This window comes from Actinosynnema sp. NPDC091369 (assembly GCF_044757065.1).
Taxonomy (GTDB): domain Bacteria; phylum Actinomycetota; class Actinomycetes; order Mycobacteriales; family Pseudonocardiaceae; genus Actinosynnema.
In genome coordinates this window covers 1-24552 of sequence record NZ_JBIVUG010000006.1, presented here as the reverse complement: position 1 = coordinate 24552, position 24552 = coordinate 1, and the positions used below count along the sequence as shown (strand labels likewise).

The window sequence follows — 24552 nt, the reverse complement described above, 5'->3', positions numbered from 1 at the left end:
CGTGAGCACACCGACCGCGGGAGCCCGACCCGACGAGGTACGCAGGCACAACAGAACGGCGCTGCTGCGCCGGCTGCACGTGGACGGGCCCTCCACCAGGGCGTCGCTGGCGGCTGAGCTGGGCCTCAACCGCAGCACGATCAAAGCCCTGGTGGACGGCCTGGCCGAGTCGGGCGCGGTGGCCGAACGGGTGCCGGCGCAGCGCTCCGGCGCCGGCCGCCCGTCGCTGCTGGTGCTGCCGCAACCGCACGCGGCCGTGGTGATGGCCATCGACATCCGCGTCGAGCAGGTGGCGATGGCCATGGTCGGCCTGGGCGGCGACATCCTCGGCCGGGACTCGTGGAACCTGCACCACCGGTCCCGCGACCCGGGCGAGGTGATCACGCACGTCGCCGACTCGGCCAAGCTGCTGGCCGACGAGCTCGACGTGCAGGCGGTCGGCGTCGGCGTGTCCGTGCCCGGCGTGGTCCGCCGCGCCGACGGCCTGGTGCACGAGGCGCCGAACCTGCACTGGACCGACGTGGCGCTGGGCGAACGGCTCTCGGCGGTGCTCAAGGTCCCCGTCCAGGTCGGCAACGACGCCGAGCTGGGCGCCCTGGCCGAGCACGTGCGCGGCGCGGCGCGCGGGTCGTCGGACATGGTCTACATCTCCGCCGACGTCGGCATCGGCGGCGGCGTGATCTCCAGCGGCCAGCCGCTGCGCGGCACGGGCGGCTACGTCGGCGAGCTGGGGCACATGGTGGTGCGGCCCGGCGGGCGGCGCTGCTACTGCGGCTGCCAGGGCTGCTGGGAGACCGAGGTGGGGGAGGCGGCGCTGTGCCGCGCCCTCGCCCTGCCCGAGGACTCTCCGCGCGGGACGGTGGTGGCCGAGCTGCGGTCGCTGGCCGGGTCGCCGGACAGCGTGGCGCACCGGTTGGGGGAGTTCACCGAGTGGCTGGCCATGGGCCTGATCACCGTGGTCAACATGCTCGGGCCGGAGCTGGTGGTGCTGGGCGACCTGTTCACGGCGCTGCCGGAGACCCTGGTGGACCAGCTGCGCCGCACCGTGCAGCAGCGGTCACTGGTCTCCCGCGCCGTCGGCGGCACCAAGATCGTCTCGTCGCCGCTGGGGCGTGACGCCAAGCTCATCGGCGCCGCCGAGCTGGCCTTCGAACCCGTCCTCGGCGACATCTGACCACCGCCGCACGGCTCGCCGGGTGACCGCCACGTCGGGGTGATCGGGGCCGAGGACCCGGAGCTGGTCCTCCAGCAGGTCCCGGAACCCGGCGAGCGCGGCCGCGACGTCGCCGCCCAGCGCCCGCCACTGCGCCGACCGGTAGCGGGTGCGCAGGGTGTCGGGGTGGTCCGGGCCGAGGACGCGACGGCGGTCCTCCGCCACCCGGGCCAGCTCGGCGACGGCGTGCGGCACGTCGCCCGCGCCACCCCGCCACAGGGCGAGGTCCTGGCGGACGGTCAGGGTTCTCGCGTGGTCGGGGCCGACCGTCCGCAGGAGACCGGCCAGGACCTCGTCCAGCTCGACGATCGCCTCGGTCCGGTCACCCGCCTCGGCGCGCGCCATCGCGAGGTTGCCGCGGGTCGTGAGGGTGTCGCGGTCGTCCGGGCCCAGGACCCGGAGCTGGTCGGCGAGCAGGGCCGCCAGCTCCGCGATCGCGTCGGATCTCGTCGTCCGCGCCATCGCGAGGTTGTTGCGGACGGCCAGCGTGTCGCGGTGGTCCGGGCCGAAGACGCGCGCCGAGTCCACCACCAGGCGCTCGTACTCCGCGACCGCCTCGGCGTCCCCACCCGCCCGTCTGGTGAAGAACGCGACTTCGTGGCCCGCGTGGAGGGTGTCGTGGTGATCGGCGCCCAGGTGGTGCTCCGCCTGCCGCCGCAGTTCCCGGAAGTGCGCGACGGCCTCGGCTGCCAGGCCCGCCTCGCCCAGCGACTTGCCCTTGTGGAACAGGACCGCGTGCGCCCGCGGTTCCCAGAGCGCCGGCGTGGTGTTGGCGTGCAGGGCGTTCGTGACGGATCGGAGTGACGCGGTCAGCGCGCTGTCGGTCTCGTGCGCGGGCCAGGCCAGCAGGAGCGCGTCCGCCGCGAGGTGGGCCAGGAGGGTGAGCCGCTCCGGGTCGATGGTGTCGCGGACGGCGCGTTGCAGCAGGGCGTGCGCTCGGACGGCCCTGGCGTCCACGGTGACGAGGCTGAGGCGGTGCAGGCACGCCAGCGCGTCCGCGACGGCCTCGGCGTCCACCCCCAGGTGCGCCAGGACGTTGGCCTGCGTGAGCACGGTGACCGGCGTGCCCGCCGGGTCGAGCAGGCTGATGAACTCCAACAACGGTCGGGAGAGCCCTTCCGGGCGGAGGCTGTCGGCGCGTTCGACGGACAGCGACCAGGTCGCCGCCACGGTGTCGCGGTGCTCGTCCGGCAGCTCGCGCTCCGTTGGCATGACCTGCGCCAGCGTGCGGCGGCGGTCCGCCAGGCGGGCGCGGTAGCCGGCGACCGCCAGCAGCGGCTTGTCCGCGATGAACGCCGCCGCCTGCGCCAGGGCCAGCGGCAGGTGGCCCAGGTCACCGGCCAGTTCGCGGAGCTGGTCGTGCCCCGGGAGCTTCGCGGTCAGGTAGGCCACCGACTCCGCCTCGGTGAACACGCCGACCTCGACCACCCGGCGGTCGTCGCGGACCAGCGCGGCGTCGCGGCGGCGGGTCGTCACCACGACGTGGCCGGTCGGGGTGGTCGGCGGCCACAAGCCCCTGAGGTCCGCCGGGTCCTGCACGTCGTCCAGGACGATCAGCCACCGCCGGTGAGTGGAGGCGAGCCACGCCTGGAAAGCCGCCGCCGCGTCCTCCGGACCGCGCGGGGGATCGCGCAGCACCCGGTCGGCCGCGTCGGCGTAACCGCTGATCACGGCGGACCGCGTGCCGGCGGTGAGCCACAGCGCCAGGTCGACCGACCCGTCCCGCCACACCGAGTGCGCGTGCCGCGCCGCCACCTGCGACTTGCCCACACCGCCCGAACCGGACAGCACCGCGGACGTCTCCGCCACCGCCGACTCGGCGTCGCGGCGCTGGTAGCGGTCGGCGAGCGGCGGCGGGACGCCGACCCGCACGGGCCACCGGACCGGTGGCCGCGGCGGCAGGTGGAGGTGCTGCGCGTTCCCGTCGCCGATCTGCACGCCGACGTTGCCGCGGATGTCCACGGGACGGCTACTCGCGGCCGAAGTGCAGCGTCATGGTGTTGTTGTCGCCGATCTGCACGCCCTGGTTGTCGTGCACGTGGAACGCGTCCGCCCGGCCGGTCAGCTTCAGCACCGCGCGTGCGGCGGCGACCAGCTCGGCGTCCGCGTCGACGTCCGCCGCGACCAGCGCCGCCCGCAACTCCTCCGGATCGGCGGGCTCCTCGTCGGTCCCGCCGCGGCGCAAAGCCCGGCGCGTCAGCGACTTCAAACCCTGGTAGGCGTCCTTCACCGCGGTCGACGCCGTGTCCGTCACACCCGCCGTCGCACCCGCGGCCAACGCCGCCACCACGAGATCAACCGACTCGATCACCGGCACCCCCTCCGTCACGACGAGTATCGCCGACCCGACGGTGGGTGGGTACGCCGGAAAAATGAGGGGGGCGGGGATCCTCTCGGATCCCCGCCCCGGACGGCTAGGGTGCTACGAGTCCCTGCCGGGACTCGTGGTGTTCAGCCCTGCTGCAACTCGGCAGCGAGCTCACGCAGCTTGGTGCTGTGCTCACGGGCGTGGTGCCCGCAGAACAGCAACTCGCCCCCGGAGGGGAGCACGGCGCGAACCTGGGCAGCAGCCCCGCAGCGGTCGCAGCGGTCGGCAGCGGTCAACGCGGGGCGGGTGAGCGTCGTAGTCATGGAAATCTCCCTCCGTCCCGGCACCGGGGATCGGTGCCCTCACACCTAGCTGCGACCACTTCGCATCTGGCGGGTGCGCCGTGTTCGCTGCTTCCACTCTTGCAGACGCGCGGGCGTAAGTCAGTGTTCCCTGGATCGTGGCGACCCGCGTCACTCGTCATTTACCCGGCGCCGAGGTACCCGGAACCTGCCACTTCCACCGGTTCGATCGGCCCCTGCTCACGTTCCGCTGTCGTGGCAACGGATTTCCGACCTGCGAATACGGCGTTCGACGCACCCCTGATGCTCCAGAAGGTGGGTTCGGCGGAGTCGCCGGTGTGACGGGTAACACTTTGGTCAGCCCAGAGCGAACACGGCTCCCCGTTCCACGATCCGGACATGATCCGTCCGGTTCACGATCCGTTCCACCGACGGCTCAGATCGTGATCCGGCGCCCGTCGAACCGCGTCAAGCCGAACGACGCGTCCTCGTGGTTGACCCGGACGTGGTCACGCAGCACACCGATGCCGACCGCCTCGCCCAGGAGCACCGCCTCGGTGAAGTCGGTCCGCCAGTGCACGCCCGCCATGTTGCGGGCGGTCGCGACGTTCGCCGCCACCTTGTCCAGCTCGCCGCCCACGGTGAGCGCGTCACCGCCGGTGTAGGGCACGAGGGCCGTGCCGGCCGCGTCGGACACGACCGGGTCGGGCAGCACCCACGACTCGTCGAACCACGCCTTCAGCACCGTCACGCAGGCACCCGCGACGGTGGCGTGACCCGAGCCGTACGACGGGTGCGTCGGCGAGCCCTCCGGGAACGCCTGCGGCAGCAGGTACGAGCCGTGCCGGTCGTAGGTCAGCTTGACCGCCTCCGAGTCCAGCACCTCGCGGTCGATCATCGAGTAGTCCCGCAACCCGGTCAGGTGCGCGTGCACCCGGCCGCCGAACTCCTCCGGCCGCTGCCTGCGGTGCACGAACCACTTCTGGAACCACATCGCCTTCAACGCCCGCGTCGCCACCTCCGTGACCAGCGACAGCAGGTGCGGCGGCCCGTAGGTGCCGAACCCGAGCTGGTTGCGCGAGTGCCGGTACGGGTTGCCCGGGTCCACCGGCGCGCCCAGGTCCAGCAGGATCAGCGCCGCGTTCAGGTACGCCTCGTACAACGCGTCGAAGTGCACGTAGTTCGTCAGGCCGCGGGCGTCGTGCAGGTACCGGCGGACCACGTGGTCGCGTTCGATCGGCGGGGTGCTCCCGCCCTCCTGCACCGCCCGCCACGCGTCGAAGCCGGTCAGGTAGTCGCGGTTGGGCCGCACCCGGTCGTGCAGCTGCGGGACGCGCAGCGTGCCGTACTGGATGTCGCGCAGCAGGAACTGCGACAGGAACGGCCCCCGCACGTCACCGCGCGTGCCGCCGCGGAAGATCGTGGCGGGCGTGACCAGCCCGTCGACCTTCGGCGCCCGGTAGTCGCTCAACCGCGACAGCTCCGCCGCGGCCTGGGCGATCACCGGGTTCCGGTCGTACTCGGCGAACGGGACGTCCCTGGTCAGGGCCATCCAGTACAGCTCGACGGCCTCGGCCGAGTGGCGCGCGCTGTCGATGCGCGGCGCGGGCGGCAGGACGAGCGACTGCGGGTCCGGGCCCTCCAGGTCGAACGCCAGGCCGGCCTGCGGGTTGGTCAGCTTCGCGGACCCGCCGACCGGGATGCGCTCGAAGTCCTCGGACCGGCCGGTGGCCAGCGCCCTCAGCAGCGTGTTGTACGCCTCCGGGCGCACCTGGCCCACCTCGTCGTGCGGCAGGCCCTTGCCGAAGTTGGCGACGTACGGGTAGTCACCCTCCTCGCCGTTGTTGGCGTGCTCCGGCCACGGCTGCCGGTCCAGCGCGTGGGCCGAGGCCAGGCGCGAAAGGCGTGCTTCAGTGCGACGTTCACTCATCGGATTTCCCCCTGTGGCGGGCGCGCCCCGACGCCGCCCCCCGGCGGCTGCGCCCACTACCAGGACACCACCGAGAGTGACCGGTGGCATCGTCCGTTCGAGTGAATAAGCGTGGGCCCCGTGACCGATCGGTCACGGGGCCCACCTTCGCCTTCAGGCTGGACGATCAGTCCAGGTAGTCGCGCAGCACCTGCGACCGCGAGGGGTGCCGAAGCTTCGACATCGTCTTCGACTCGATCTGCCGGATCCGCTCCCGCGTCACGCCGTAGACCTGGCCGATCTCGTCCAGCGTGCGCGGCTGGCCGTCGGTGAGGCCGAACCGCAGCCGCACCACGCCCGCCTCGCGCTCGGACAACGTCGCCAGCACCGACTGGAGCTGGTCCTGGAGCAGCGTGAACGACACCGCGTCCACGGCCACCACGGCCTCGGAGTCCTCGATGAAGTCACCGAGCTGGCTGTCGCCCTCGTCACCGATCGTCTGGTCCAGCGAAATGGGCTCCCGGGCGTACTGCTGGATCTCCAGCACCTTCTCCGGGGTGATGTCCATTTCCTTGGCCAACTCCTCCGGGGTGGGCTCGCGGCCCAGGTCCTGGAGCAGTTCGCGCTGGATGCGACCCAGCTTGTTGATGACCTCGACCATGTGCACCGGGATGCGGATGGTGCGGGCCTGGTCGGCCATCGCGCGGGTGATCGCCTGGCGGATCCACCACGTCGCGTACGTGGAGAACTTGTAGCCCTTGGTGTAGTCGAACTTCTCCACCGCGCGGATCAGACCGAGGTTGCCCTCCTGGATCAGGTCCAGGAACGCCATGCCGCGACCGGTGTAGCGCTTGGCCAGCGACACCACCAGGCGGAGGTTCGCCTCCAGCAGGTGGTTCTTGGCCCGCTCGCCGTCCCGCACGATCCACCGCAGGTCGCGGCGCATCTGCGGGGTCAGCTTCTCCTGCTCGTCCTCGGCGCGGCGCACCCGCTCGGCGGCGTAGAGGCCGGCCTCGATGCGCTTGGCGAGCTCGACCTCCTCCTCCGCGTTGAGCAGGGCGACCTTGCCGATCTGCTTGAGGTAGGCGCGGACCGAGTCGGCCGAGGCGGTGAGCTCGGCGTCCTTGCGGGCCTGCCGCAGGGCCTCCGACTCCTCCTCGTCCCAGACGAAGTCGCCCTCGCCGGGCTTGGCCTCCTCCTCGGCGGGCTCCTCCTCGACCGGCTCGTCGATCAGCTCGACGTCGTCGACCAGATCTTCGGCGTCTGGAGCGCCTTCGAGGTCTTCCGGTTCCTCGCCGTCCTTCTTCACCTTGCCAGGCGCGGCAGCGGCGGCCTTGGCGGCCGTCTTGCGCGGCGCCCGCGTGGCCGTCTTCCCCGCCGCGGCGGTCTTCGCCGCCGGCTTCTTCGCCGGGGCCTTCCTCGCCGAGGTGGCCTTGGGCGTCTCCTCGGCGTCAGCCTGAGCTGCCTGAGTCGTCTTCGCGGCTGCCACGTACGCCCTTTCGCGACTGTCGATCAAGGTCGACCGAAGGGCGCGAACCTCGGTCGCCTGAGTACGGGGGATCCCCCGCCGGATCGTTCGTCAGCGGGGCACCGTTCCATTGTAACGACGAGAATCGCGTGCCGTTGCGCCCCGGCGTCATCCGAGGTGGTCCGGCACGCGTTCTCGCAGGTGGAACGCCCCGGAAATCAGTGCCGGAGACCTTGCGCGGCGGCCACGGCGGCGCCGACGATGCCCGCGTCGTTCTTCAGGGCGGCGGCCACCACCTCGGTGCGCACCTCGAGCAGGGGGAGCCACTTCTCCGCCTTCTTGCTGACCCCGCCGCCCGCGATGACCAGGTCCGGCCAGATCAGGTTCTCCAGGACGTTGATGTAGCGCGACACGCGCGGCGTCCACTCCGCCCAGGTCAGGCCCTTGTCCTCCTTCACCGAGGCCGCCGCGCGCTTCTCCGCGTCGTGGCCGTCGACCTCCAGGTGGCCGAACTCGGTGTTGGGGACGAGCTTGCCGTCCAGGAACAGGGCGCTGCCGATGCCGGTGCCGAACGTCAGCAGGACCACCAGGCCGTCCCGGTCGACACCGGAACCGAACCGCATCTCGGCGATCCCGGCCGCGTCGGCGTCGTTGAGGACGACGACCTGGTCGGTGGGCCGGCCGAGGCGCTCGGCGAACAGCGCGGCGGCGTCCGTGCCGATCCACGCCTTGTCGACGTTGGCGGCGGAGTGCGCGACACCGTGCTTGACGACGCACGGCAGCGTGACGCCGACCGGACCGTCCCAGTTGAACTTCTCGACGATCTCGGCGACCACGTCGGCGACCGAGTCCGGGGTCGACGGCTGGGGCGTGGTGATGCGCAGGCGCTCACCGTCCAGCGCCCCCGCTTCGAGGTCCACGAGCCCGCCCTTGATGCCGGAACCGCCGATGTCCACGCCGAACCCGCGGGTCATGCCCATCCCCGTGGCCCTTCCTACTCGATTCAGTAACCGTGGCCGCAGACATTAGCCTGCAGGTCTCCGATAGTCCCGTGAGAGTGACGCAGGAGGAACAGTTGCGTTTCGATCCGCGCTCATTGGTCGACGTCGCCGTGCTCGTGGCCAAGGAGGCCGGCGAGCTGGCCGTGACCACGCGCGAAGCCGCCGTGACCGATGTCGACACCAAGAGCAGCGCCACCGACGTGGTGACCGCCGCCGACCGGGCGGCCGAACAGCTCGTCCGGCGCCGACTCGCCGAGCTGCGGCCCGGTGAGCCGGTCATCGGGGAGGAGGAGGGCGGCAGCGCCGCCGTCGAGGGCCTGACCTGGGTCGTCGACCCGATCGACGGCACGGTGAACTACCTGTACGGCATCCCGCACTACGCCGTCTCCGTCGCCGCGCAGGTCGACGGGGAGTCGGTGGCTGGCGCCGTCGTGGAGCCGGCCAGTGGTCGGGTGTGGACGGCGGCGCGGGGCGGCGGGGCGTGGCTGGACGGGCGGCGGCTGCGGGTCTCGGACGCCACCCGATTGGACTTGTCCCTTTTGGGTTACGGCTTCGCGTACCGGCCGGAGCGGCGGCAGCGGCAGGCGGACGCGTGGGCGGGTCTGGCGACCCGGGTGCGGGACATGCGGCGGGCCGGTGCGGCGTCGCTGGACCTGTGCGCGGTGGCGGCGGGCCGGCTGGACGCCTACGCCGAGCACACCCTGGGCCGGTGGGACTGGGCGGCGGGCGCGCTGCTGGCCGCGGAGGCGGGCGCGGTCGTCCACCTGCCGGGTGAAACCCCGGAACTGGGCGCGGACGCCACCTTCGCCGCCGCCCCCGGCATCGCCGACGCCCTGTTCACCGCTTTGGTGGAGTGCGGCTTCGGCCAAGTCTGACCCGCGAGTCGAACCCTCAGGTCCCGCGTGTCGAACCCTCAGGTCCCGTGAGTCGAACCTTCAGGACCCCCGAGTTCAACGCTCAGGCCGCGAGGCGGGGAACGCGAACGTAGAACTCATGGGCGCTGAGCGTTCGACTCACGGGCGCTGAGCGTTCGACTCACGGGACCTGGAGGTTCGACACGCGGGCGCTGAGCGTTCGACTCGCGCGGGTCAGCACTGGATGTCGCGAGCGCCCTTGAGGTTGTCGGCGTTCAGGGACAGCGGCGTGGAGCCCTCGGCCACCTGGCCGCCCTGCTGCTCGGGCTGCTGCGCCGCCCACTCGGCGAGCTGGTCGAGCACCTTGCGGGCGGAGTTGTTCGGCTTCACGTCGCTGAACTTCTGCCCGATCGCCACGTCCACCGTCGCGTCCTGGCGCTCGTCGCGCACCAGCTCCAGGCACGGCTCGATCAGGCTCAACGTCCGCGCCGCCCCGGCGCCGGGCGCGCCGAACCGGATCTGCCCGCGGCACGTCATGTCCTGCGCCGGGTACACCGGGTCGTTGCCCGGCTCGGCCGCCTGCTTCATGCCCAGCTCGGTCAACGTCGTCGCGACGAACCGCGCCTGGTTGCGCTGCGTGCTGGCGTTGAACACCCGGAACTGCACCTGGCCGACCGGCACCGGGTCGGTGCGGTCCAGCGCGTCGTGCCCCAGCACCGTGCCCAGCGCGGCAGGCGGCTCGGCCGCCGGCGCCACGGGCGCGCCCGCGGACGGCGAGGGCATGCCGCCGGGCGGGTTGCACTTGATCGCCGCGTCGACGTCACCCGCCTCCGACAGCACGCGGTTCCACACGACTACCGCCGTCACGGCGAGCACCAGGAACAGGACGAGCGCCGGCAACGGCCGCCGCTTCCGGTACCGCGACGACCCGCTGCTCCCCGAACCGGGTCCCACGTCCGTCGACCTCCCCTGGCCTGGTGCTGACAGTGATCAGGCTATGCCGCGCCCCGCGGGCCCGCGTCCCGGGCCGTGGTGTAGCGCGGCGCAATCACCCGGTAGCGGACGGTCAACGGCCTGGTCGGGCGGCGGAGCACGGGAGCACCGGGTGCGTGGTGCGCGTCCAAGCCTATCTGTCCTGCGTGTGAAGGGCCTGTCACCCGTCTGCTCAATTAGGGGGAACCCGCTGCGCGACCCCCCGATCGATGAGCTACCCTCTCGGCGCTCCGCGCACCGCCGGACACCGGAAAGCGTCGATGAACAGGGGGTTGGCGCCCGGCCGCAGGAGCGAGACCTCCGTCACTGGGGACGGGGGGCACAAAAAGGGGCGCTGGTGCGTTAACCAGCGACACGAACAGTCTCCGTTGACCGCAGGGGTGAAAGAAGTATGGCGACCGACTACGACGCACCGCGTCGCAGCGAGGCGGACGAACTCGCTGAGGACTCCCTTGAGGAGCTGAAGGCGCGGCGCAACGAAACGCAGTCCGGGGTCGTCGACATCGACGAGGACGCGACCGCCGAGAACTTCGAGCTGCCGGGCGCCGACCTGTCCGGTGAGGAGCTGACGTTCAAGGTCCTGCCGAAGCAGGCGGACGAGTTCACGTGCTCGAAGTGCTTCCTGGTGCACCACCGCAGCAGGCTGGCCGAGGAAGTCAACGGCCAGTACATCTGCCGCGACTGCGCCTGAGGCACGTCCACCGGGCACGAACCCGCACGACCCGCTCCACCGACCGACCGACCAGCACCTACGACCAGACCTGGGCGCTCACCCCCACCGCCGGGGTGGCGCCCAGTCCCCGTTGACGCCGTCCCGGCGACGCCGCACCGCCGCCGGCTCACCGGGCCCGCAGCACCGCCGCCAGCTTCTCCGCCGAACGCACGCTGAACAGCCAGTACGGCGTCGGGTCCGCGGGGTCGCGCAGCTCGACCCGCACCATCGGACCGACCCACCCGCGGTGGGTCACGAACGCCATCGGGTCCAGGTGGGGCCCCATCGCCTCGCGCTTGTTCTTCGCGTCGAACACCTCGACGTCGCCGAGCAGCTCCAGCGGCACGTGCGCCGACCCGACCCGCAGCTCGCCGCCGGACACCTCGACCTTCGCCGAACCCATGCGCACGATCAGCAGCACCACCAGCGGCACCGTGATCAGGTAGGGCAGCCACGACCGCACGCCGGGGAAGCCCATGTGGATCTCGGCGGCCAGCAGCGCGGCCGCGCCCAGCGGCAGCGGCCAGCCCCACCAGGGCACGTACAGCCGCTCGCGGAACGCGATGGGGGCGGTCACAGCAGTCTCGCTCACGCCACCAGGGTAGTCTCGCGCGCCGTGCCCAGCGTCGAGGTCCTGCTGTCCCGGCTCGATCCTGCCGTCCCGCCGCCGGCCTACGCCCGACCGGGTGATGCCGGCGCCGACCTGGTGACGACCACCGACGTGGTGATCGAACCGGGGGAGCGCGCGGTGGTAGGCACTGGTATCGCGATCGCGTTGCCGGAGGGGTATGCCGGGTTCGTGCACCCGCGGTCCGGTCTGGCCGCGCGCGTCGGCCTGAGCGTGGTCAACACCCCGGGCACGATCGACGCGGGCTACCGGGGCGAGATCAAGGTGTGCCTGGTGAACCACGACCTGCGCGAGCCCGTAGTGCTCACGCGCGGTGACCGGATCGCCCAGCTGGTGGTGCAAAAGGTGGAGCACGCGGTGTTCCGCGAAGTCGACGAGCTGCCCGAGTCCGTGCGGGGCGCGGGCGGCTACGGCTCTACAGGCGGGCACGACGTGCTCGCCCGGACGGAGGGGTGAAGGCGATGTTCGGAAAGCGCCGCAAGCGCGGTAGGCACTCCGCGAACCGGGGGACGGCGCAACCCGAGGTCGAGTTCGACGGCGCCGACGGCGCCGATGAGGTCGAGGACGGGCCGTTCGACTCCACGTGGGCCCCGAACGACGGCCTGAACCGGCTGGACCTGGGTTCGATCCGGCTGCCCGTGCCCGAGGGCGCGCAGTTGCAGGTGGAGATGGACCCGGCGGGCGCGGTCCGGGCGGTGCACCTGCTCACCACGGTCGGTCAGCTCACCGTCAGCGCGTTCGCCGCGCCGAAGTCGGACCGGCTGTGGCCGGAGGTCAGCGGCGAGATGATCGCCCAGTTCAAGTCCGACGGCTTCCGCATCCTGCGGGAGAACGGCGAGTGGGGTGAAGAGATCACCGCCCGCAACAACGAAGTACACCTTCGTGTGGTCGGCGTGGACGGGCCCCGGTGGATGCTGCGCGGCATCGCGGCGGCGCCCACCGAGGAGCAGAGCGTCAAGGCGACCGATGCCCTCTACGTGCTGATGAGGGACACGATCGTGGTGCGGGGCGAGCAGGCCATGCCGGTCCGCACGCCGCTGCCGATCGAGCTGCCCGAGGCGATCGCCCGGCACATCCAGGCCCAGGCCCAGCAGCAGGGCTAGGTCCGCAGCGACAGGTAGCCGGCCAGCGCGGCGCGGCCCAGGGACTCCCGGTCCGCGCCCAGCGCCGCCAACGTCGTCGTGCGCAGAGCGGCACGGGGCAGCGCGTCGACCCACGTCCGGGCGACGTCCAGCGGGTGAACGGGGTCGTCGGTGCAGGCCGCGACCCCCACCGGCACCGCGAGCCCGCCCAGTTCGGCCACCGTCGGCGCCGGCGACCCGGCCGCCTCCCGCAGCACGTCCGCGAGCCGTGCGCCGTACCGGGGCCACGCCCGCCGCAGCTCGTCGCCCAGCCACCCGTCCACGCCGGTCAGGGCGGCCTCGACGCCCGCCGACTCCACCACCGACGCGCTGGCCAGCGCCGCCAGCGCCGCGGGCGCGCCGTCCGCCGGGCCGTGCCACGCCGGCAGCGCCACCAGCAGCCCCGCGCACCGCTCGGGGTGCCGCACCGCCCACGTCGCCGCCACGTGCGCCCCCAGCGACACCCCGCCCACGAGCAGCGGCGTGCCGGCCCAGGCCGCGTCCAGCGCCTCGAAGTGCTCCCGGACGCCCCGTGACGCGGGCGCGACCAGCGACATCCCGGCGTCGGCCAGCGGACGGGCGAACACCGAGGAGATGAACACCTCGTCCGACGCGGTGCCCGGCAGCAGAACGGCACGTGACGAACTCATGGCGTCAGATCCTCCCCCAGTCGGATACCCGGTCGGGTGTACCCGGTTACGCTGGCTGTTGGACGGGCTTCGTCGACGAGGCCCCGCGCATTCCAGGAGTCGGGGATGACTGGTACTGGGGGTGGCTACTGGCGCCGCCTCGTGCGTCGGCTGACCACCGACGTGAGCGAGTTGGACGCCGACGACCTGTCCCGGAAAGCCCAGGCCGTCGGGGCCATCCGCGCGTGCGACTGCAAGTCCGGGCAGGAGGTCACGGTGTTGGGCCGGTTGCGCAGCGTCGAGCTGTGCCCCCGCGACGCCGCGGCCACGCTGGAGGCGGAGTTGTACGACGGCACCGAGGGCGTGACGCTGGTCTGGCTGGGCCGCCGCCGCATCGCGGGCATCGAGCCGGGCCGCACCATCAAGGCCAAGGGACGGATCGCCGTCCGGGACGGGCGCAAGGTGCTCTACAACCCCTACTACGAGTTGCAGAACGCTTCATGACATCAGCGAACGAGTCCGAGAAGCAGCCCACCCTCCTCGAGCAGATGGGCGGCGTGAGCGGCCTGCTGTTCTCCTCGTTGCCGGTCGTGGTGTTCGTGCTGGTCAACGCGTTCGCCGGCCTCATGCCCGCCATCTGGAGCGCGCTGGGCTTCTCGGTGGTGATCGGCATCGTCCTGGCCATGCGCAAGGGCTCCGTGCAGCCGGCCGTCTCCGCCGTCTTCGGCGTCGGCATCGCCGCCTTCATCGCCTACCGGACCGGTGACGCCAAGGGCTTCTTCCTGTTCGGCATCTGGCAGAGCCTGGTCTACGGCGGCGTGTTCATCGCGTCGATCCTGGTCAGGTGGCCTTTGGCGGGCGTGATCTGGTCGTTCCTCAACGGTCAGGGCACGGCGTGGCGCAAGGACAAGGCGAACGTCCGCGACTACGACATCGCCACCCTCGTGTGGGCGCTGGTGTTCATCTCGCGGTTCGTCGTGCAGCGGTGGCTGTACGACGAGGCTTCGGTGGGCTGGCTGGCCGCCGCTCGCTTGGCCATGGGCTACCCGTTGATGGCGGTGGCGCTGGTCGTCACGGTGTGGGCGGTGCGCCGTTCGGACAAGCGCCTCAAGGCCGCCCTCGCGCTGGAGGAGCAGGAGAACCTCGACGCCGAGGAGCGTCTCCGAGCTCAGGCCGAGGCCAAGGGTGAGCCGAACATCTACGACAAGATGCTCGACGCGTCCACGGACAGCGAGCAGCGTCCTGAGCACGCGCGGGCCGATGCTCGGGTTGAGGACAGATAGCGTTCAGGCATGGCATGGCAGGGGTCTCCGCCGACGTGGCGGAGGCCCCTGTTTTTATCTGTTTGCAGGGGCGACATCAGCAAGCGCCGCGGGTATTGCTGGACTTCGCCCCTTGGCACGTGCGGTCGGGCAAAACCAGGTCGGCTGGATGACACGAACCCCTCCCATGGGAAGGGCAACCCCAACGCGGCCGACCGCGCCCGACCCGTCCGTAGCCCGGACCCGACCGGCGACCCCCGACCCACCTCGCTGGGCGTCTTTGCTGCACAAGTAGGGCTTCGTGTCATCCCGCCGGACCCACAACCCCACCGGAACATTCAAGGGCAGTTGGGGCCATCCTGCTGATCTGCCCGTCCGGCGAGGACGCTTTTAAGTCTTTAAGCCTTCGATACCCCTAATACCCCAACGCCGAGCGGATCTCCCGCTCCACATCGGCAGCCGCCACGAACAGCAGCTCGTCCCCACCCTCCAGCGTGTCGTCGGGAGTCGGCACGATCACCCGCCCGCCACGCAGGATGGTCACCAGAGCCGCGTCCCTCGGCAGCGCTAGCCCGTTCACCGGCGACCCCGCCAACGGAGTGTCCCCCGGCAGGGTGATCTCCACGAGGTTGGCCTGGCCCTGGCGCAACGTCATCAGCCGCACCACGTCGCCGACCGTCACGGCCTCCTCGACCAGCGCGGACAGGATGCGAGGCGTGGACACGGCCACGTCGACGCCCCACGACTCGGTGAACAGCCACTCGTTGGCCGGGTCGTTCACCCGCGCCACCACGCGCCGCACCGCGAACTCGGTCTTGGCCAGCAGGGACACGACCAGGTTGACCTTGTCGTCACCGGTCGCGGCGATGACCACGTCGCACAGCTGCATCCCGGCGTCTTCCAGCGAGGACAGCTCGCACGCGTCGGCCTGCACCCACTCCGCCTGCTCGACGGTGTGCGGCTCGAAGTGCGTCCGGTCGCGTTCGATCAACATCACCTGGTGCCCGTCGGACACCAGCTCGGCCGCGATGGATCGACCCACCGCGCCGGCACCCGCAATCGCGATACGCACGGTCAGCTCTCCTCGGGCGCGTGAGCCGCCGCGGCGGCCACGTCGGTCACGGTGCCGGACAGGGCGGCCACGTACACCTGGTCGTCGGCTTGCAGCACCGTCTTCGAGTCGGGCAGCACGCCCGTGCCGAACCGCATCACGAACGCCACCCGGCAGCCGGTCGCCTCCTGCAGGTCGCGCACGGTGCGCCCGACCCAGTCCTCGTGCAGCTCCAGCGGCAGCACCGCCACCGTGCCGGACGGGTCGCGCCACGCCGTGGCCGTGCCCTCGGGCAGCAGCATCCGCAGGAACCGGTCGGTGGACCACGGCACGGTCGCCACGGTCGGGATGCCCAGCCGCTCGTACACCGCGGCGCGCTTCTCGTCGTAGATCCGCGCGACCACCGCCTCCACCCCGAACGTCTCCCGCGCCACCCGCGCCGAGATGATGTTGGAGTTGTCGCCGCTGCTCACGGCCGCGAACGCGCCCGCCCGCTCGATGCCCGCCTCGATCAGCACCTTCTGGTCGAAGCCGTTGCCGACGACCTGCTGGCCGTGGAAGTCGTGGCCGAGCCGGCGGAACGCCTGCCCGTCCTTGTCGATCACCGAGACCTGGTGGTCCAGGCGCTCCAGCGCCTTGGCCAGGGACGAGCCCACCCGGCCGCAGCCCATGATCACCACGTGCACGAAAGCCTCCTGAACGACGCCTACGGAGAACCTACCCACGATTACTCCGACCAGGGGAGGAGACCCCTTACGCTTTCGACCCGTGTCCAAGCTCGCAACCGCGGCCAAGCGCCTCCTCGTCGGCAGGCCCTTCCGCAGCGATCGCCTAGCCCACACCCTCCTGCCCAAGCGCATCGCCCTGCCGGTGTTCGCCTCCGACGCGATGTCGAGCGTGGCCTACGCGCCCGAGGAGATCTTCCTCGTGCTGTCGGTGGCGGGTCTGTCCGCCTACGCGTTGGCTCCGTGGGTCGGTGTGGCCGTCGTCGTCGTGATGCTCACGGTCGTGGCGAGCTACCGGCAGAACGTGCACGCCTACCCCTCCGGGGGCGGTGACTACGAGGTCGCCACGGTCAACCTGGGCCGCAGAGCGGGCCTGACCGTGGCGAGCGCCCTGCTCGTCGACTACATCCTCACGGTCGCCGTCTCCATCTCGTCGGCGGCGGCGAACATCGGCTCGGCCATCCCGTTCGTCGCCACGCACAAGGCCGAGTTCGCGGTCGCCGCGATCGTCATCCTCACCGCCATCAACCTGCGCGGCATCCGCGAGTCCGGCAGCGCGTTCGCCGTGCCGACCTACGCGTTCATGGTCGGTGTCCTGTTCATGATCGGCTACGGCCTGTTCCGCGGGTTCTTCCTCGGTGACGAGATGCGCGCCGAGAGCGCCGGGCTGGAGCTGCGCGCCGAGGACGACCACCTGATGGGCCTGGCGTTCGTGTTCCTCGTGCTGCGCGCCTTCTCGTCGGGCAGCGCGGCGCTCACGGGCGTGGAGGCGATCAGCAACGGCGTGCCCGCGTTCCGCAAGCCGAAGTCGCGCAACGCGGCGACCACGCTGCTCATGATGGGCCTGATCGCCGTCACGATGCTGATGGGCCTGATCGTGCTGGCCCAGCTCACCGGCGTGAAGATGGCCGAGGACCCGGCGCACCAGCTGGTGAACGCGCCGCCGGGCTACGAGCAGAAGACGATGGTCGCCCAGATCGCGCACGCCGTCTTCGAGGGCTTCCCGGCCGGGTTCTTCTTCATCACCACGGTCACCGCCCTGATCCTGGTCCTGGCCGCGAACACCGCGTTCAACGGCTTCCCGGTGCTCGGCTCGATCCTCGCCCAGGACCGCTACCTGCCCCGCCAGCTGCACACCCGCGGCGACCGGCTGGCGTTCAGCAACGGCATCGTCTTCCTCGCGGGCGCGGCGATCGTGCTGGTCATCGCGTTCGACGCGGAGGTCACCAAGCTCATCCAGCTCTACATCGTGGGCGTGTTCGTGTCGTTCACGATGAGCCAGACCGGCATGGTCCGGCACTGGAACAAGCTGCTCGCCACCGAGACCGACCCGCTCGCGCGCCGCCGCATGCGCCGGTCGCAGTCGATCAACGCGTTCGGCCTGGCGCTCACCGCGTCGGTGCTGGTCGTGGTGCTGATCACGAAGTTCACCAAGGGCGCGTGGATCGCCATCGCCGCGATGGCCGCCCTCTACGCCCTGATGACGGCGATCCGCCGGCACTACGACCGGGTCGCCGAGGAGCTGCGGCAGCAGGAGCGGCAGAAGCTGCTGCCCGCCCGCAACCACGCCATGGTGCTGGTCTCCAAGCTGCACATGCCGACCCTGCGCGCCCTGTCGTACGCCAAGGCGACCCGGCCGGACATCCTGGAGGCGGTCACCGTCAACGTGGACGACGGCGACACCCGCCGCCTCGTGCGGGAGTGGGAGAAGGAGAACTTCAAGGTGCCGCTGAAGGTGATCGAATCGCCCTACCGCGAGATCACCAAACCCGTCCTGGACTACGTCAAGCGCGTCCGCACGGACAACCCCCGCGACGTGGTGACCGTGTTCATCCCGGAGTACGTGGTCGGGCACTGGTGGGAGCAGTTCCTGCACAACCAGAGCGCGCTGCGGCTCAAGGGCAGGCTCCTGTTCCAGCCGGGCGTGATGGTGACCAGCGTGCCGTGGCAGCTGGCCTCATCCTCGAAGGTGACCCAGAGGGACGACGTCGTGGCGCCGGGCGCCATCCGGCGCGGCCTGGACACGCGCGGCCAAGACCAGAAGGACGGCAAGTGACGGCGACCTGGAAGCAGCGGCTGATCGAGGTCGAGGTCGGCGCGGTCGCCCACGGCGGGCACTGCGTCGCCCGGCACGAGGGCCGCGTCGTGTTCGTCCGGCACGCGCTGCCCGGCGAACGGGTGGTCGTGCGGATCACCGAGGACACCGGCGGCTCGTTCTGCCGCGGCGACGCCGTCGAGGTGCTGGAGGCGTCACCGGACCGGGTGCAGGCGCCGTGCCGGTTCGCCGGTCCCGGCCTGTGCGGCGGCTGCGACTGGCAGCACGCCTCCTGGCAGGCCCAGCGCGAGCTGAAGGCCGCCGTGGTCAGCGAGCAGCTGCACCGCCTGGCCAAGCTCGACTGGGAGGTCATCGTCGAGGACCTGCCCGGCGGCCCCGAGGACTGGCGCACCCGGATGCGCATGGCCGTCGGCCCGGACGGCCGCCCCGGCTTCCGCGCCCACCGCAGCCACCAGGTCATCCCGGTGGACGACTGCGTGATCGCCGTCCCCAACGCCCTCGACGACGTGGTCGACCGCACCTGGCCCCCCAAGGCCGAGCTGGTCGTCACCCGGGACGCGGGCGGCCGGACCCACCTGACCGAGATCGGGCCGCCGGTCGTGCGCCGCGGTCGCCCCGTCCCCGGCCCGTCCCACCTGCGCCAGGGCAGCGGCACGGCCACCGAACTGGCCGCGGGCCGCACCTGGAACCTCCGCTCGGACGGCTTCTGGCAGGTCCACCCTGCCGCCGCGGACACGTTCGCCAAGGTCGTCGGCGACTGGGCCGACTGCCGCCCCGGCGACCGCGCCTGGGACCTCTACGGCGGCGTCGGCCTGTTCGCGTCCGTGCTCGCCGAGCAGGTGGGGCCGGACGGCTCCGTCGCCGTGGTCGAGTCGTCCCACGGCGCCGTCGCCGACGGCCGGTTGAACCTCTCCGACCACCCCCAGATCAGCTGGCACGCGGGCCGCACGGAAGCCGTGCTCGACTCGCCCGACTTCACCGACCTGCCCCCCGACGTCGTCGTCCTCGACCCGCCCCGCAAGGGCGCGGGCCGCCAGGTGGTCACCGCGATCGCCCGCAGCCGACCCGCCCGTGTGGTGTACGTCGCGTGCGACCCGGCCGCCCTGGCCCGCGACATCGCCTCGTTCGCCCAGCACGGCTACGAGTTGGCCCAGCTCAGGGCGTTCGACGCGTTCCCGATGACGCACCACGTCGAGTGCATCGCCCTCCTGGAGCCCGCTCGCTGACAGGCGTCTCAGCCCGTGGTACGTAGACTGACCGGACGAATCGGGGAGCCGAACCACAGGGCGAGGTGGAGCGAGTGACGCTGCTGGAATCCGTGCACGGACCGGCGGATCTGAAACGGTTGGGGCCCGACGAGATGGTCGGGCTCGCCGAGGAGATCAGGCGTTTCCTGGTCGACAAGGTCTCCCGGACCGGCGGGCACCTCGGGCCCAACCTCGGTGTCGTCGAGCTGACCATGGCCGTGCACCGGGTCTTCGACTCGCCGCACGACTCGGTCGTGTTCGACACCGGGCACCAGAGCTACGTGCACAAGATCCTCACGGGCCGCCGCGACGGCTTCGACTCGCTGCGCCAGAAGGGCGGCCTGTCCGGCTACCCGTCGCGGTCGGAGAGCGAGCACGACGTCGAGGAGAACAGCCACGCCTCGACCGCCCTGTCCTACGCCGACGGCCTGGCCAAGGCGTACCAGCTCACCGGCCAGCGCCGGCACGTCGTCGCGGTCGTCGGCGACGGCGCCCTGACCGGCGGCATGTGCTGGGAGGCGTTGAACAACATCGCCTCCGGCACCGACCGCCCCGTCGTCATCGTGGTCAACGACAACGGCCGCTCCTACTCGCCGACCATCGGCGGCCTGGCGGACCACCTGTCCTCGCTGCGCCTGCAACCCGGCTACGAGCGCGCCCTCGAACGCGGCAAGAACGCCCTCCAGGGCACCCCGTTCCTGGGCAAGCCCCTCTACGCGGCCCTGCACGCGGCCAAGCGCGGCATCAAGGACGCCCTCAGCCCGCAGGCCATGTTCGAGGACCTCGGCCTCAAGTACATCGGCCCCGTCGACGGCCACGACCACGCCGCCCTCGAATCCGCCCTGCGCCGCGCCAAGTCGTTCGGCGGCCCGGTGATCGTGCACACCGTCACCCGCAAGGGCAACGGCTTCGCGCCCGCCGAGAACCACGAGGCCGACCAGATGCACGCCACCGGCGTCATCGACCCGATCACCGGCGAGAACATCGGCCCGTCCAAGCGCACCTGGACCCACGTCTTCGCCGACGAGCTGGCGACGCTCGGCGGCGAGCGCCCCGACCTGGTGGCCATCACCGCCGCCATGCGCGGCCCGACGGGCCTGGACAAGTTCGCGGGCCTCTACCCGGACCGCTGCTTCGACGTCGGCATCGCCGAGCAGCACGCCATGACCTCCGCCGCCGGCCTGGCCATGGGCGGCATGCACCCGGTGGTCGCGATCTACGCCACGTTCCTCAACCGCGCGTTCGACCAGCTCCTGCTGGACGTCGCCATGCACAAGCAGGGCGTCACCGTCGTCCTGGACCGCGCGGGCATCACCGGCCCGGACGGCGCCTCCCACCACGGCATGTGGGACCTGTCCATCTGCGGCGTCATCCCCGGCATCCACGTGGCGGCCCCCCGCGACGCCGGCTCGCTGCGCGAGGAGCTCCGCGAGGCCGTCCGCATCTCCGACGCGCCCTCCGTCATCCGCTACCCGAAAGCCTCGGTCGGCCCCGACCTGCCCGCCCTCGAACGCAGGGGCACCGTCGACGTCCTGCACCGCTCCGGCTCCGACGTCCTGCTCGTCACCGTCGGCGCGTTCGCGGAACTGGGCCTCGCGGCCGCCCAACGCCTCGCCGACCAGGGCATCGGCGTCACCGTCGTGGACCCCCGCTGGGTCTTCCCGGTCTCCGCGGACCTGGTCGCACTGGCCGCCGACCACCGCCTCGTCGTCACCGTCGAGGACAACGGCCGGCACGGCGGCTTCGGCTGGGCCCTGGCCGCCGCGCTGCGCGACGCCTCCGTCGACACCCCGCTGCGCGACATCGGCATCCCCCAGGTCTTCCAGGAGCACGGCGAGCGCCCCGAGGTCCTGGCCGACATCGGCCTGACCGCCCAGGACGTCTCCCGCCGCATCACCGAGTGGGTCGTGGCCGCCGAGCCCGCGGAAATGGGCGCGACGGTCGAGAAGTAGCCCGTATACCCTCTCCCCGCCCGGTCAGCGGCTCGGACGGCACTGCCGGCCCCGAGTCCCGCGATCACAGCCGGGCAACCTTTCAACAGGCGCGTTCGCCACACGCGGTGGGTTGCGACACCCGAGCCGCGCCCCCGGTCGACCACCGGGCGCAGGGCCCTGCGAGCCCCGTGCTCCCGCCCTCCGCCCCACGACCGGGGTCGCGGTCCGCACGGCAGGGAGAGGGGGACCGGTGAAGCACACGCTCATGCCGTGGGAACGCGGTGTCGTCTTCCGGCACGGCGAGTTCGTCGAGGTCCTGGGCCCCGGCCGGCACCGCCGCGGTTTCCGCCACCGCGTCCACCACGTCGACGTCCGCCCCCGCTCCCACACCCCGGGCTGGCAGGACGTCCCGACCGCCGACGGCGTGCTGATCCGCGTCACCCTCGTGCTGAAGTGGGCGATCGACGACCCGGCCCAGTTCGTCCAGGCCACCGCCGCACCCGAGGTCGAACTGCACCTGCTGGTCCAGGTCGCCCTCCGCGCCGCCGTCCTCACCCGCGCCCACGACGAGGTCGACCGCTCCCGCGACGCCATCGCGGCCGAGGTCCACGCCGCCGTCCGCGACCGTGCCACCGCCCTGGGCATCGACCTGCGCGAGGTCGCCGTCCGCGACGTCGTCATGCCCACCGAGCTCCGCAAGGTCGCCCTGTCCGAACTGCTCGCCCGGTCCGAGGCCCGAGCCGCCCTGGAACGCGCCCGCGGCGAGACCGCGGCCCTGCGCTCCCTGCTCAACGCCGCACGCCTGGCCGAGGACCACCCGGCGCTGCTCCAGCTGCGAGCGCTGCAAACCGCGAACACCGTCGTCGTCGAGAAGCGCTGACACCCGTGACGCCGTCCTCTCGCGGGAGGAGGGCGTCACCGCGTCACTGCTGCTCACCGCCTCGCCGGCCGCGCGCTAAGCGCCTTCTCAGGGAGTTGTGGCACCTTTGTCGGTGTGCGGATCCTGGTAGTCGAGGACGAGGTGCCGCTGGCCGACGCGATCGCGCGTGGCCTGCGGCGCGAGGGAATGGCGGTCGACGTCGCCTACGACGGCGAAACCGGCCACGAGAAGTCGACGGTGACGAGGTACGACGTGGTCGTGCTCGACCGCGACCTGCCCGGCATGTCCGGCGACGAGCTGTGCAAGGAGATCCTCAGCTCGGGTGCCCTGACCAGGGTCATGATGCTCACCGCGAGCGCCGGCGTGGACGACCGCGTCGCGGGCCTGTCCCTCGGCGCGGACGACTACCTGGCCAAGCCGTTCGCGTTCCCCGAACTGGTCGCCCGCGTCCGCGCCCTCGCCCGCCGCGCCACCCCGGCCACCCCGCCGCTGCTCACCGCCCGTGACGTCGAACTCGACCCGGCCCGCCGCACGGTCCGCCGCGCCGGCCAGCCCGTCGAGCTGACCCGCAAGGAGTTCGGCGTCCTGGAGGTGCTGCTGGCCGCCAAGGGCTCCGTGGTCTCCAGCGAGGAACTGCTCGAACGCGTGTGGGACGAGAACGCCGACCCGTTCACCACCACCGTCCGCGTCACCGTCATGACGCTGCGCAAGAAGCTCGGCGAACCGGGCATCATCGACACGGTGGTCGGCTCCGGCTACCGCGTGCCGACGGCAGGTTTCCCCGAAGAAGGCCCACGCTGAACTCTGAGCTGGCCCGCAGGCGCGGACCCGGGCTGCGGACGCGGCTCACCCTCCTCGCGACCGGCCTGGTCGCGTTCGTCAGCGGTCTGCTCCTCCTGCTCGGCTGGCTGCTCGTCGGCCGGGTCATCGCCTCCTCGCCCCGCTTCGCCGAGGGCAGCACCGTCATCGTGGACGGGCGCGAGGTGGACGCCGGCGCGTTGATGGACCTGCTCGGCGAACAGGCGCGGGACGACGTGCTGCGGTCAGGCTCCATCGCCTTCCTCTGCGTGGTGGCCGCGGCGGCCCTGCTCGCGTGGACGATCACCGGCCGCGTCCTGCAACCCGTGCACGACGTGACCGACGCGGCCCGCCGGTTGTCCGCCGAATCGCTGGGGGAGCGGCTGCGCCTGGACGGTCCTCGGGACGAGGTCGCCGAGCTGGCCGACACGTTCGACGAGATGCTCGACCGCCTCCAAGCCGCGTTCGAGTCGCAACGGCGGTTCGTCGCGAACGCCTCCCACGAACTGCGGACCCCCCTCGCCGTGATCCGGACCGAGCTGGACGTGACGCTGGCCGACCCGGACGCCGACGTCGCCGAGCTGCGTCGCATGGCCGGGGTCGTGCGGGCCGCGACGGAACGGGCCGAGCAGCTGGTCAGCGCTCTGCTCCTGCTCGCCCGCACCGACGGGCTCGGGTTGGCCGTGCGGGAGCCGGTCGACCTGAACGCCGTGGTGGAGTCGGCGTGGCGGGCGGCGCGGCCGGAAGCGGAGGAGCGCCAGCTCCGGGTCTCGTTCCTGCCCGCGCCCGCGCCGGCCGTGGGCGACCCCGCGCTGTTGGAGCGGATCGCCGGGAACTTGCTGGAGAACGCCGTCCGGCACAACGTGCCCGGTGGGTGGATCGAGGTGCGCACCGAGGGCGGCCCGGAGTGGACGTCGCTGCGGGTGTCGTCGTCCGGGCAGGTCGTCGCTCCGGACCGGGTCGAGGAGCTGTTCGAGCCGTTCCGCCGGGGCGGCACCGACCGGACCGCGCGCACGGGGACCGGGCTCGGGTTGTCCATCGTCCGGGCCGCCGTCGCAGCTCACGAGGGTCAGGTGCACGCCACGGCGGTGCCCGGCGGAGGGCTCTCGGTGGCCGTGCACCTGCCGTCCGCGCCGCACGGAAAACTCGTGTGAGTGGTCCCAGTCACACATGATCCGGTTTGACGGTCCCCGCAGGGGGTACTACCTGCGAAGACGTGCCTCCTGACCCCCGATTTGTCTCCGCGTTGGGCGGGGTGTAACTTTCTCTCTGCCAGCGCGGAACGGGCCGGAGAGAGACCGGAACGGAGCGCGGCGGACATCAGCCCCAGATCGAATCACGAACAGTGATGAGTGACGGTGAGCGTGTGTTCTTTGAGAACTCAACAGCGTGCCGAATAGCCAGTAAATTTATGAACCTCGTCAAGAGGTTTCCTTTGAGATTGTTACTGGACAACTGACA

The 24552-nt window shown here is 71.8% G+C and carries 24 protein-coding genes; 13 read left to right on the top strand and 11 right to left on the bottom strand.

The window, feature by feature from the left end; translation table 11 throughout:
• The first annotated feature begins 1 nt into the window (after window position 1).
• A complete protein-coding gene (locus ACIQMJ_RS23165) occupies window positions 2–1174 on the top strand; it encodes an ROK family protein (RefSeq protein ID WP_499763095.1) in 1173 nt (390 codons plus the stop codon).
• Here ACIQMJ_RS23165 and ACIQMJ_RS23160 read toward each other — a convergent pair.
• The 6 genes from ACIQMJ_RS23160 to ppgK all read right to left on the bottom strand — a co-directional run bounded on the left by ACIQMJ_RS23160 (window position 1058) and on the right by ppgK (window position 8180).
• Window positions 1058–3175 carry a tetratricopeptide repeat protein gene (locus tag ACIQMJ_RS23160; RefSeq protein WP_499763094.1) on the bottom strand — a complete coding sequence of 706 codons (2118 nt, stop codon included), beginning with the start codon at window positions 3173–3175 and terminating at the stop codon, window positions 1058–1060. The genes ACIQMJ_RS23165 and ACIQMJ_RS23160 overlap by 117 nt on opposite strands.
• A 7-nt stretch (window positions 3176–3182) precedes the next feature.
• On the bottom strand, window positions 3183–3524 hold the full coding sequence (locus ACIQMJ_RS23155; protein WP_499763093.1) for an RIP homotypic interaction motif-containing protein: 342 nt from the start codon (window positions 3522–3524) through the stop codon (window positions 3183–3185).
• A gap of 140 nt (window positions 3525–3664) precedes the next feature.
• Complete coding sequence (locus ACIQMJ_RS23150; RefSeq protein ID WP_015800348.1) at window positions 3665–3844, bottom strand: DUF7455 domain-containing protein; 180 nt, start codon at window positions 3842–3844, stop codon at window positions 3665–3667.
• 415 nt (window positions 3845–4259) lie between these two features.
• Window positions 4260–5753: a vanadium-dependent haloperoxidase gene (locus ACIQMJ_RS23145; protein ID WP_499763092.1), complete on the bottom strand. Its 1494-nt coding sequence runs from the start codon at window positions 5751–5753 to the stop codon at window positions 4260–4262.
• Window positions 5754–5919: 166 nt separating this feature from the next.
• Window positions 5920–7248, bottom strand: a complete 1329-nt coding sequence (locus ACIQMJ_RS23140) for an RNA polymerase sigma factor (protein WP_198932892.1) — start codon at window positions 7246–7248, stop codon at window positions 5920–5922.
• Window positions 7249–7418: 170 nt separating this feature from the next.
• Window positions 7419–8180, bottom strand: a complete 762-nt coding sequence (ppgK, locus tag ACIQMJ_RS23135) for a polyphosphate--glucose phosphotransferase (protein WP_499763091.1) — start codon at window positions 8178–8180, stop codon at window positions 7419–7421.
• Window positions 8181–8275: 95 nt separating this feature from the next.
• Here ppgK and ACIQMJ_RS23130 point away from each other — a divergent pair, with 95 nt between their 5' ends.
• A complete protein-coding gene (locus ACIQMJ_RS23130; RefSeq protein WP_499763090.1) occupies window positions 8276–9076 on the top strand; it encodes an inositol monophosphatase family protein in 801 nt (266 codons plus the stop codon).
• 213 nt (window positions 9077–9289) lie between these two features.
• Here the strand turns inward: ACIQMJ_RS23130 and cei are convergent, their stop codons facing one another.
• Window positions 9290–10009 (bottom strand): envelope integrity protein Cei, encoded by a 720-nt coding sequence (cei, locus tag ACIQMJ_RS23125; protein WP_499763089.1) that lies wholly within the window; start codon window positions 10007–10009, stop codon window positions 9290–9292.
• 430 nt (window positions 10010–10439) lie between these two features.
• Here cei and ACIQMJ_RS23120 point away from each other — a divergent pair, with 430 nt between their 5' ends.
• Window positions 10440–10739, top strand: a complete 300-nt coding sequence (locus ACIQMJ_RS23120) for a DUF4193 domain-containing protein (RefSeq protein WP_053717171.1) — start codon at window positions 10440–10442, stop codon at window positions 10737–10739.
• A 148-nt stretch (window positions 10740–10887) separates the two neighbouring features.
• Here ACIQMJ_RS23120 and ACIQMJ_RS23115 read toward each other — a convergent pair whose 3' ends face one another.
• Window positions 10888–11352: a DUF3093 domain-containing protein gene (locus tag ACIQMJ_RS23115; protein WP_499763088.1), complete on the bottom strand. Its 465-nt coding sequence runs from the start codon at window positions 11350–11352 to the stop codon at window positions 10888–10890.
• Between the two features lie 24 nt (window positions 11353–11376).
• Here ACIQMJ_RS23115 and dut point away from each other — a divergent pair, with 24 nt between their 5' ends.
• Window positions 11377–11844 carry a dUTP diphosphatase gene (gene dut, locus ACIQMJ_RS23110; RefSeq protein WP_106614762.1) on the top strand — a complete coding sequence of 156 codons (468 nt, stop codon included), beginning with the start codon at window positions 11377–11379 and terminating at the stop codon, window positions 11842–11844.
• Between the two features lie 5 nt (window positions 11845–11849).
• Entirely contained in the window at window positions 11850–12491 is a 642-nt protein-coding gene (locus tag ACIQMJ_RS23105) for a DUF3710 domain-containing protein (protein ID WP_499763087.1), read from the top strand.
• On the opposite strand, the gene ACIQMJ_RS23100 is transcribed toward ACIQMJ_RS23105, so the two are convergent.
• Window positions 12488–13159, bottom strand: coding sequence for an alpha/beta fold hydrolase (locus ACIQMJ_RS23100; RefSeq protein WP_499763086.1), 672 nt, complete (start codon window positions 13157–13159; stop codon window positions 12488–12490). The two genes, ACIQMJ_RS23105 and ACIQMJ_RS23100, sit on opposite strands and share 4 nt — an antisense overlap.
• A 105-nt stretch (window positions 13160–13264) precedes the next feature.
• Between ACIQMJ_RS23100 and ACIQMJ_RS23095 the strand changes: the two genes are divergently transcribed.
• Together ACIQMJ_RS23095 and ACIQMJ_RS23090 are read left to right on the top strand one after the other, a co-directional pair.
• A complete protein-coding gene (locus tag ACIQMJ_RS23095; protein WP_499763085.1) occupies window positions 13265–13642 on the top strand; it encodes an OB-fold nucleic acid binding domain-containing protein in 378 nt (125 codons plus the stop codon).
• Window positions 13639–14421, top strand: coding sequence for a DUF3159 domain-containing protein (locus tag ACIQMJ_RS23090; protein WP_499763084.1), 783 nt, complete (start codon window positions 13639–13641; stop codon window positions 14419–14421). Before ACIQMJ_RS23095 ends, ACIQMJ_RS23090 begins: the two co-directional genes overlap by 4 nt.
• 394 nt (window positions 14422–14815) lie before the next feature.
• On the opposite strand, the gene ACIQMJ_RS23085 is transcribed toward ACIQMJ_RS23090, so the two are convergent.
• On the bottom strand, window positions 14816–15472 hold the full coding sequence (locus ACIQMJ_RS23085) for a potassium channel family protein (RefSeq protein WP_106614758.1): 657 nt from the start codon (window positions 15470–15472) through the stop codon (window positions 14816–14818).
• A 2-nt stretch (window positions 15473–15474) separates the two neighbouring features.
• Complete coding sequence (locus tag ACIQMJ_RS23080; RefSeq protein WP_499763083.1) at window positions 15475–16311, bottom strand: potassium channel family protein; 837 nt, start codon at window positions 16309–16311, stop codon at window positions 15475–15477.
• On the opposite strand from ACIQMJ_RS23080, the gene ACIQMJ_RS23075 reads away from it, so the two are divergent.
• From ACIQMJ_RS23075 to ACIQMJ_RS23050, 6 genes are all read left to right on the top strand, one after another.
• Window positions 16220–18232, top strand: coding sequence for an APC family permease (locus tag ACIQMJ_RS23075; protein ID WP_499763082.1), 2013 nt, complete (start codon window positions 16220–16222; stop codon window positions 18230–18232). The two genes, ACIQMJ_RS23080 and ACIQMJ_RS23075, sit on opposite strands and share 92 nt — an antisense overlap.
• Window positions 18229–19458, top strand: coding sequence for a class I SAM-dependent RNA methyltransferase (locus tag ACIQMJ_RS23070; protein ID WP_499763081.1), 1230 nt, complete (start codon window positions 18229–18231; stop codon window positions 19456–19458). Before ACIQMJ_RS23075 ends, ACIQMJ_RS23070 begins: the two co-directional genes overlap by 4 nt.
• A gap of 74 nt (window positions 19459–19532) precedes the next feature.
• Window positions 19533–21431 (top strand): 1-deoxy-D-xylulose-5-phosphate synthase, encoded by a 1899-nt coding sequence (gene dxs / locus ACIQMJ_RS23065; RefSeq protein WP_499763080.1) that lies wholly within the window; start codon window positions 19533–19535, stop codon window positions 21429–21431.
• A 232-nt stretch (window positions 21432–21663) separates the two neighbouring features.
• The gene (locus ACIQMJ_RS23060) at window positions 21664–22293 is read left to right on the top strand and encodes a slipin family protein (protein ID WP_499763079.1); all 630 of its coding nucleotides are present in this window, start codon (window positions 21664–21666) and stop codon (window positions 22291–22293) included.
• Window positions 22294–22407: 114 nt separating this feature from the next.
• Window positions 22408–23094 (top strand): response regulator transcription factor, encoded by a 687-nt coding sequence (locus ACIQMJ_RS23055; protein WP_073895327.1) that lies wholly within the window; start codon window positions 22408–22410, stop codon window positions 23092–23094.
• Window positions 23091–24245 (top strand): sensor histidine kinase, encoded by a 1155-nt coding sequence (locus ACIQMJ_RS23050; protein ID WP_499763606.1) that lies wholly within the window; start codon window positions 23091–23093, stop codon window positions 24243–24245. Before ACIQMJ_RS23055 ends, ACIQMJ_RS23050 begins: the two co-directional genes overlap by 4 nt.
• Window positions 24246–24552 lie beyond the last annotated feature (307 nt).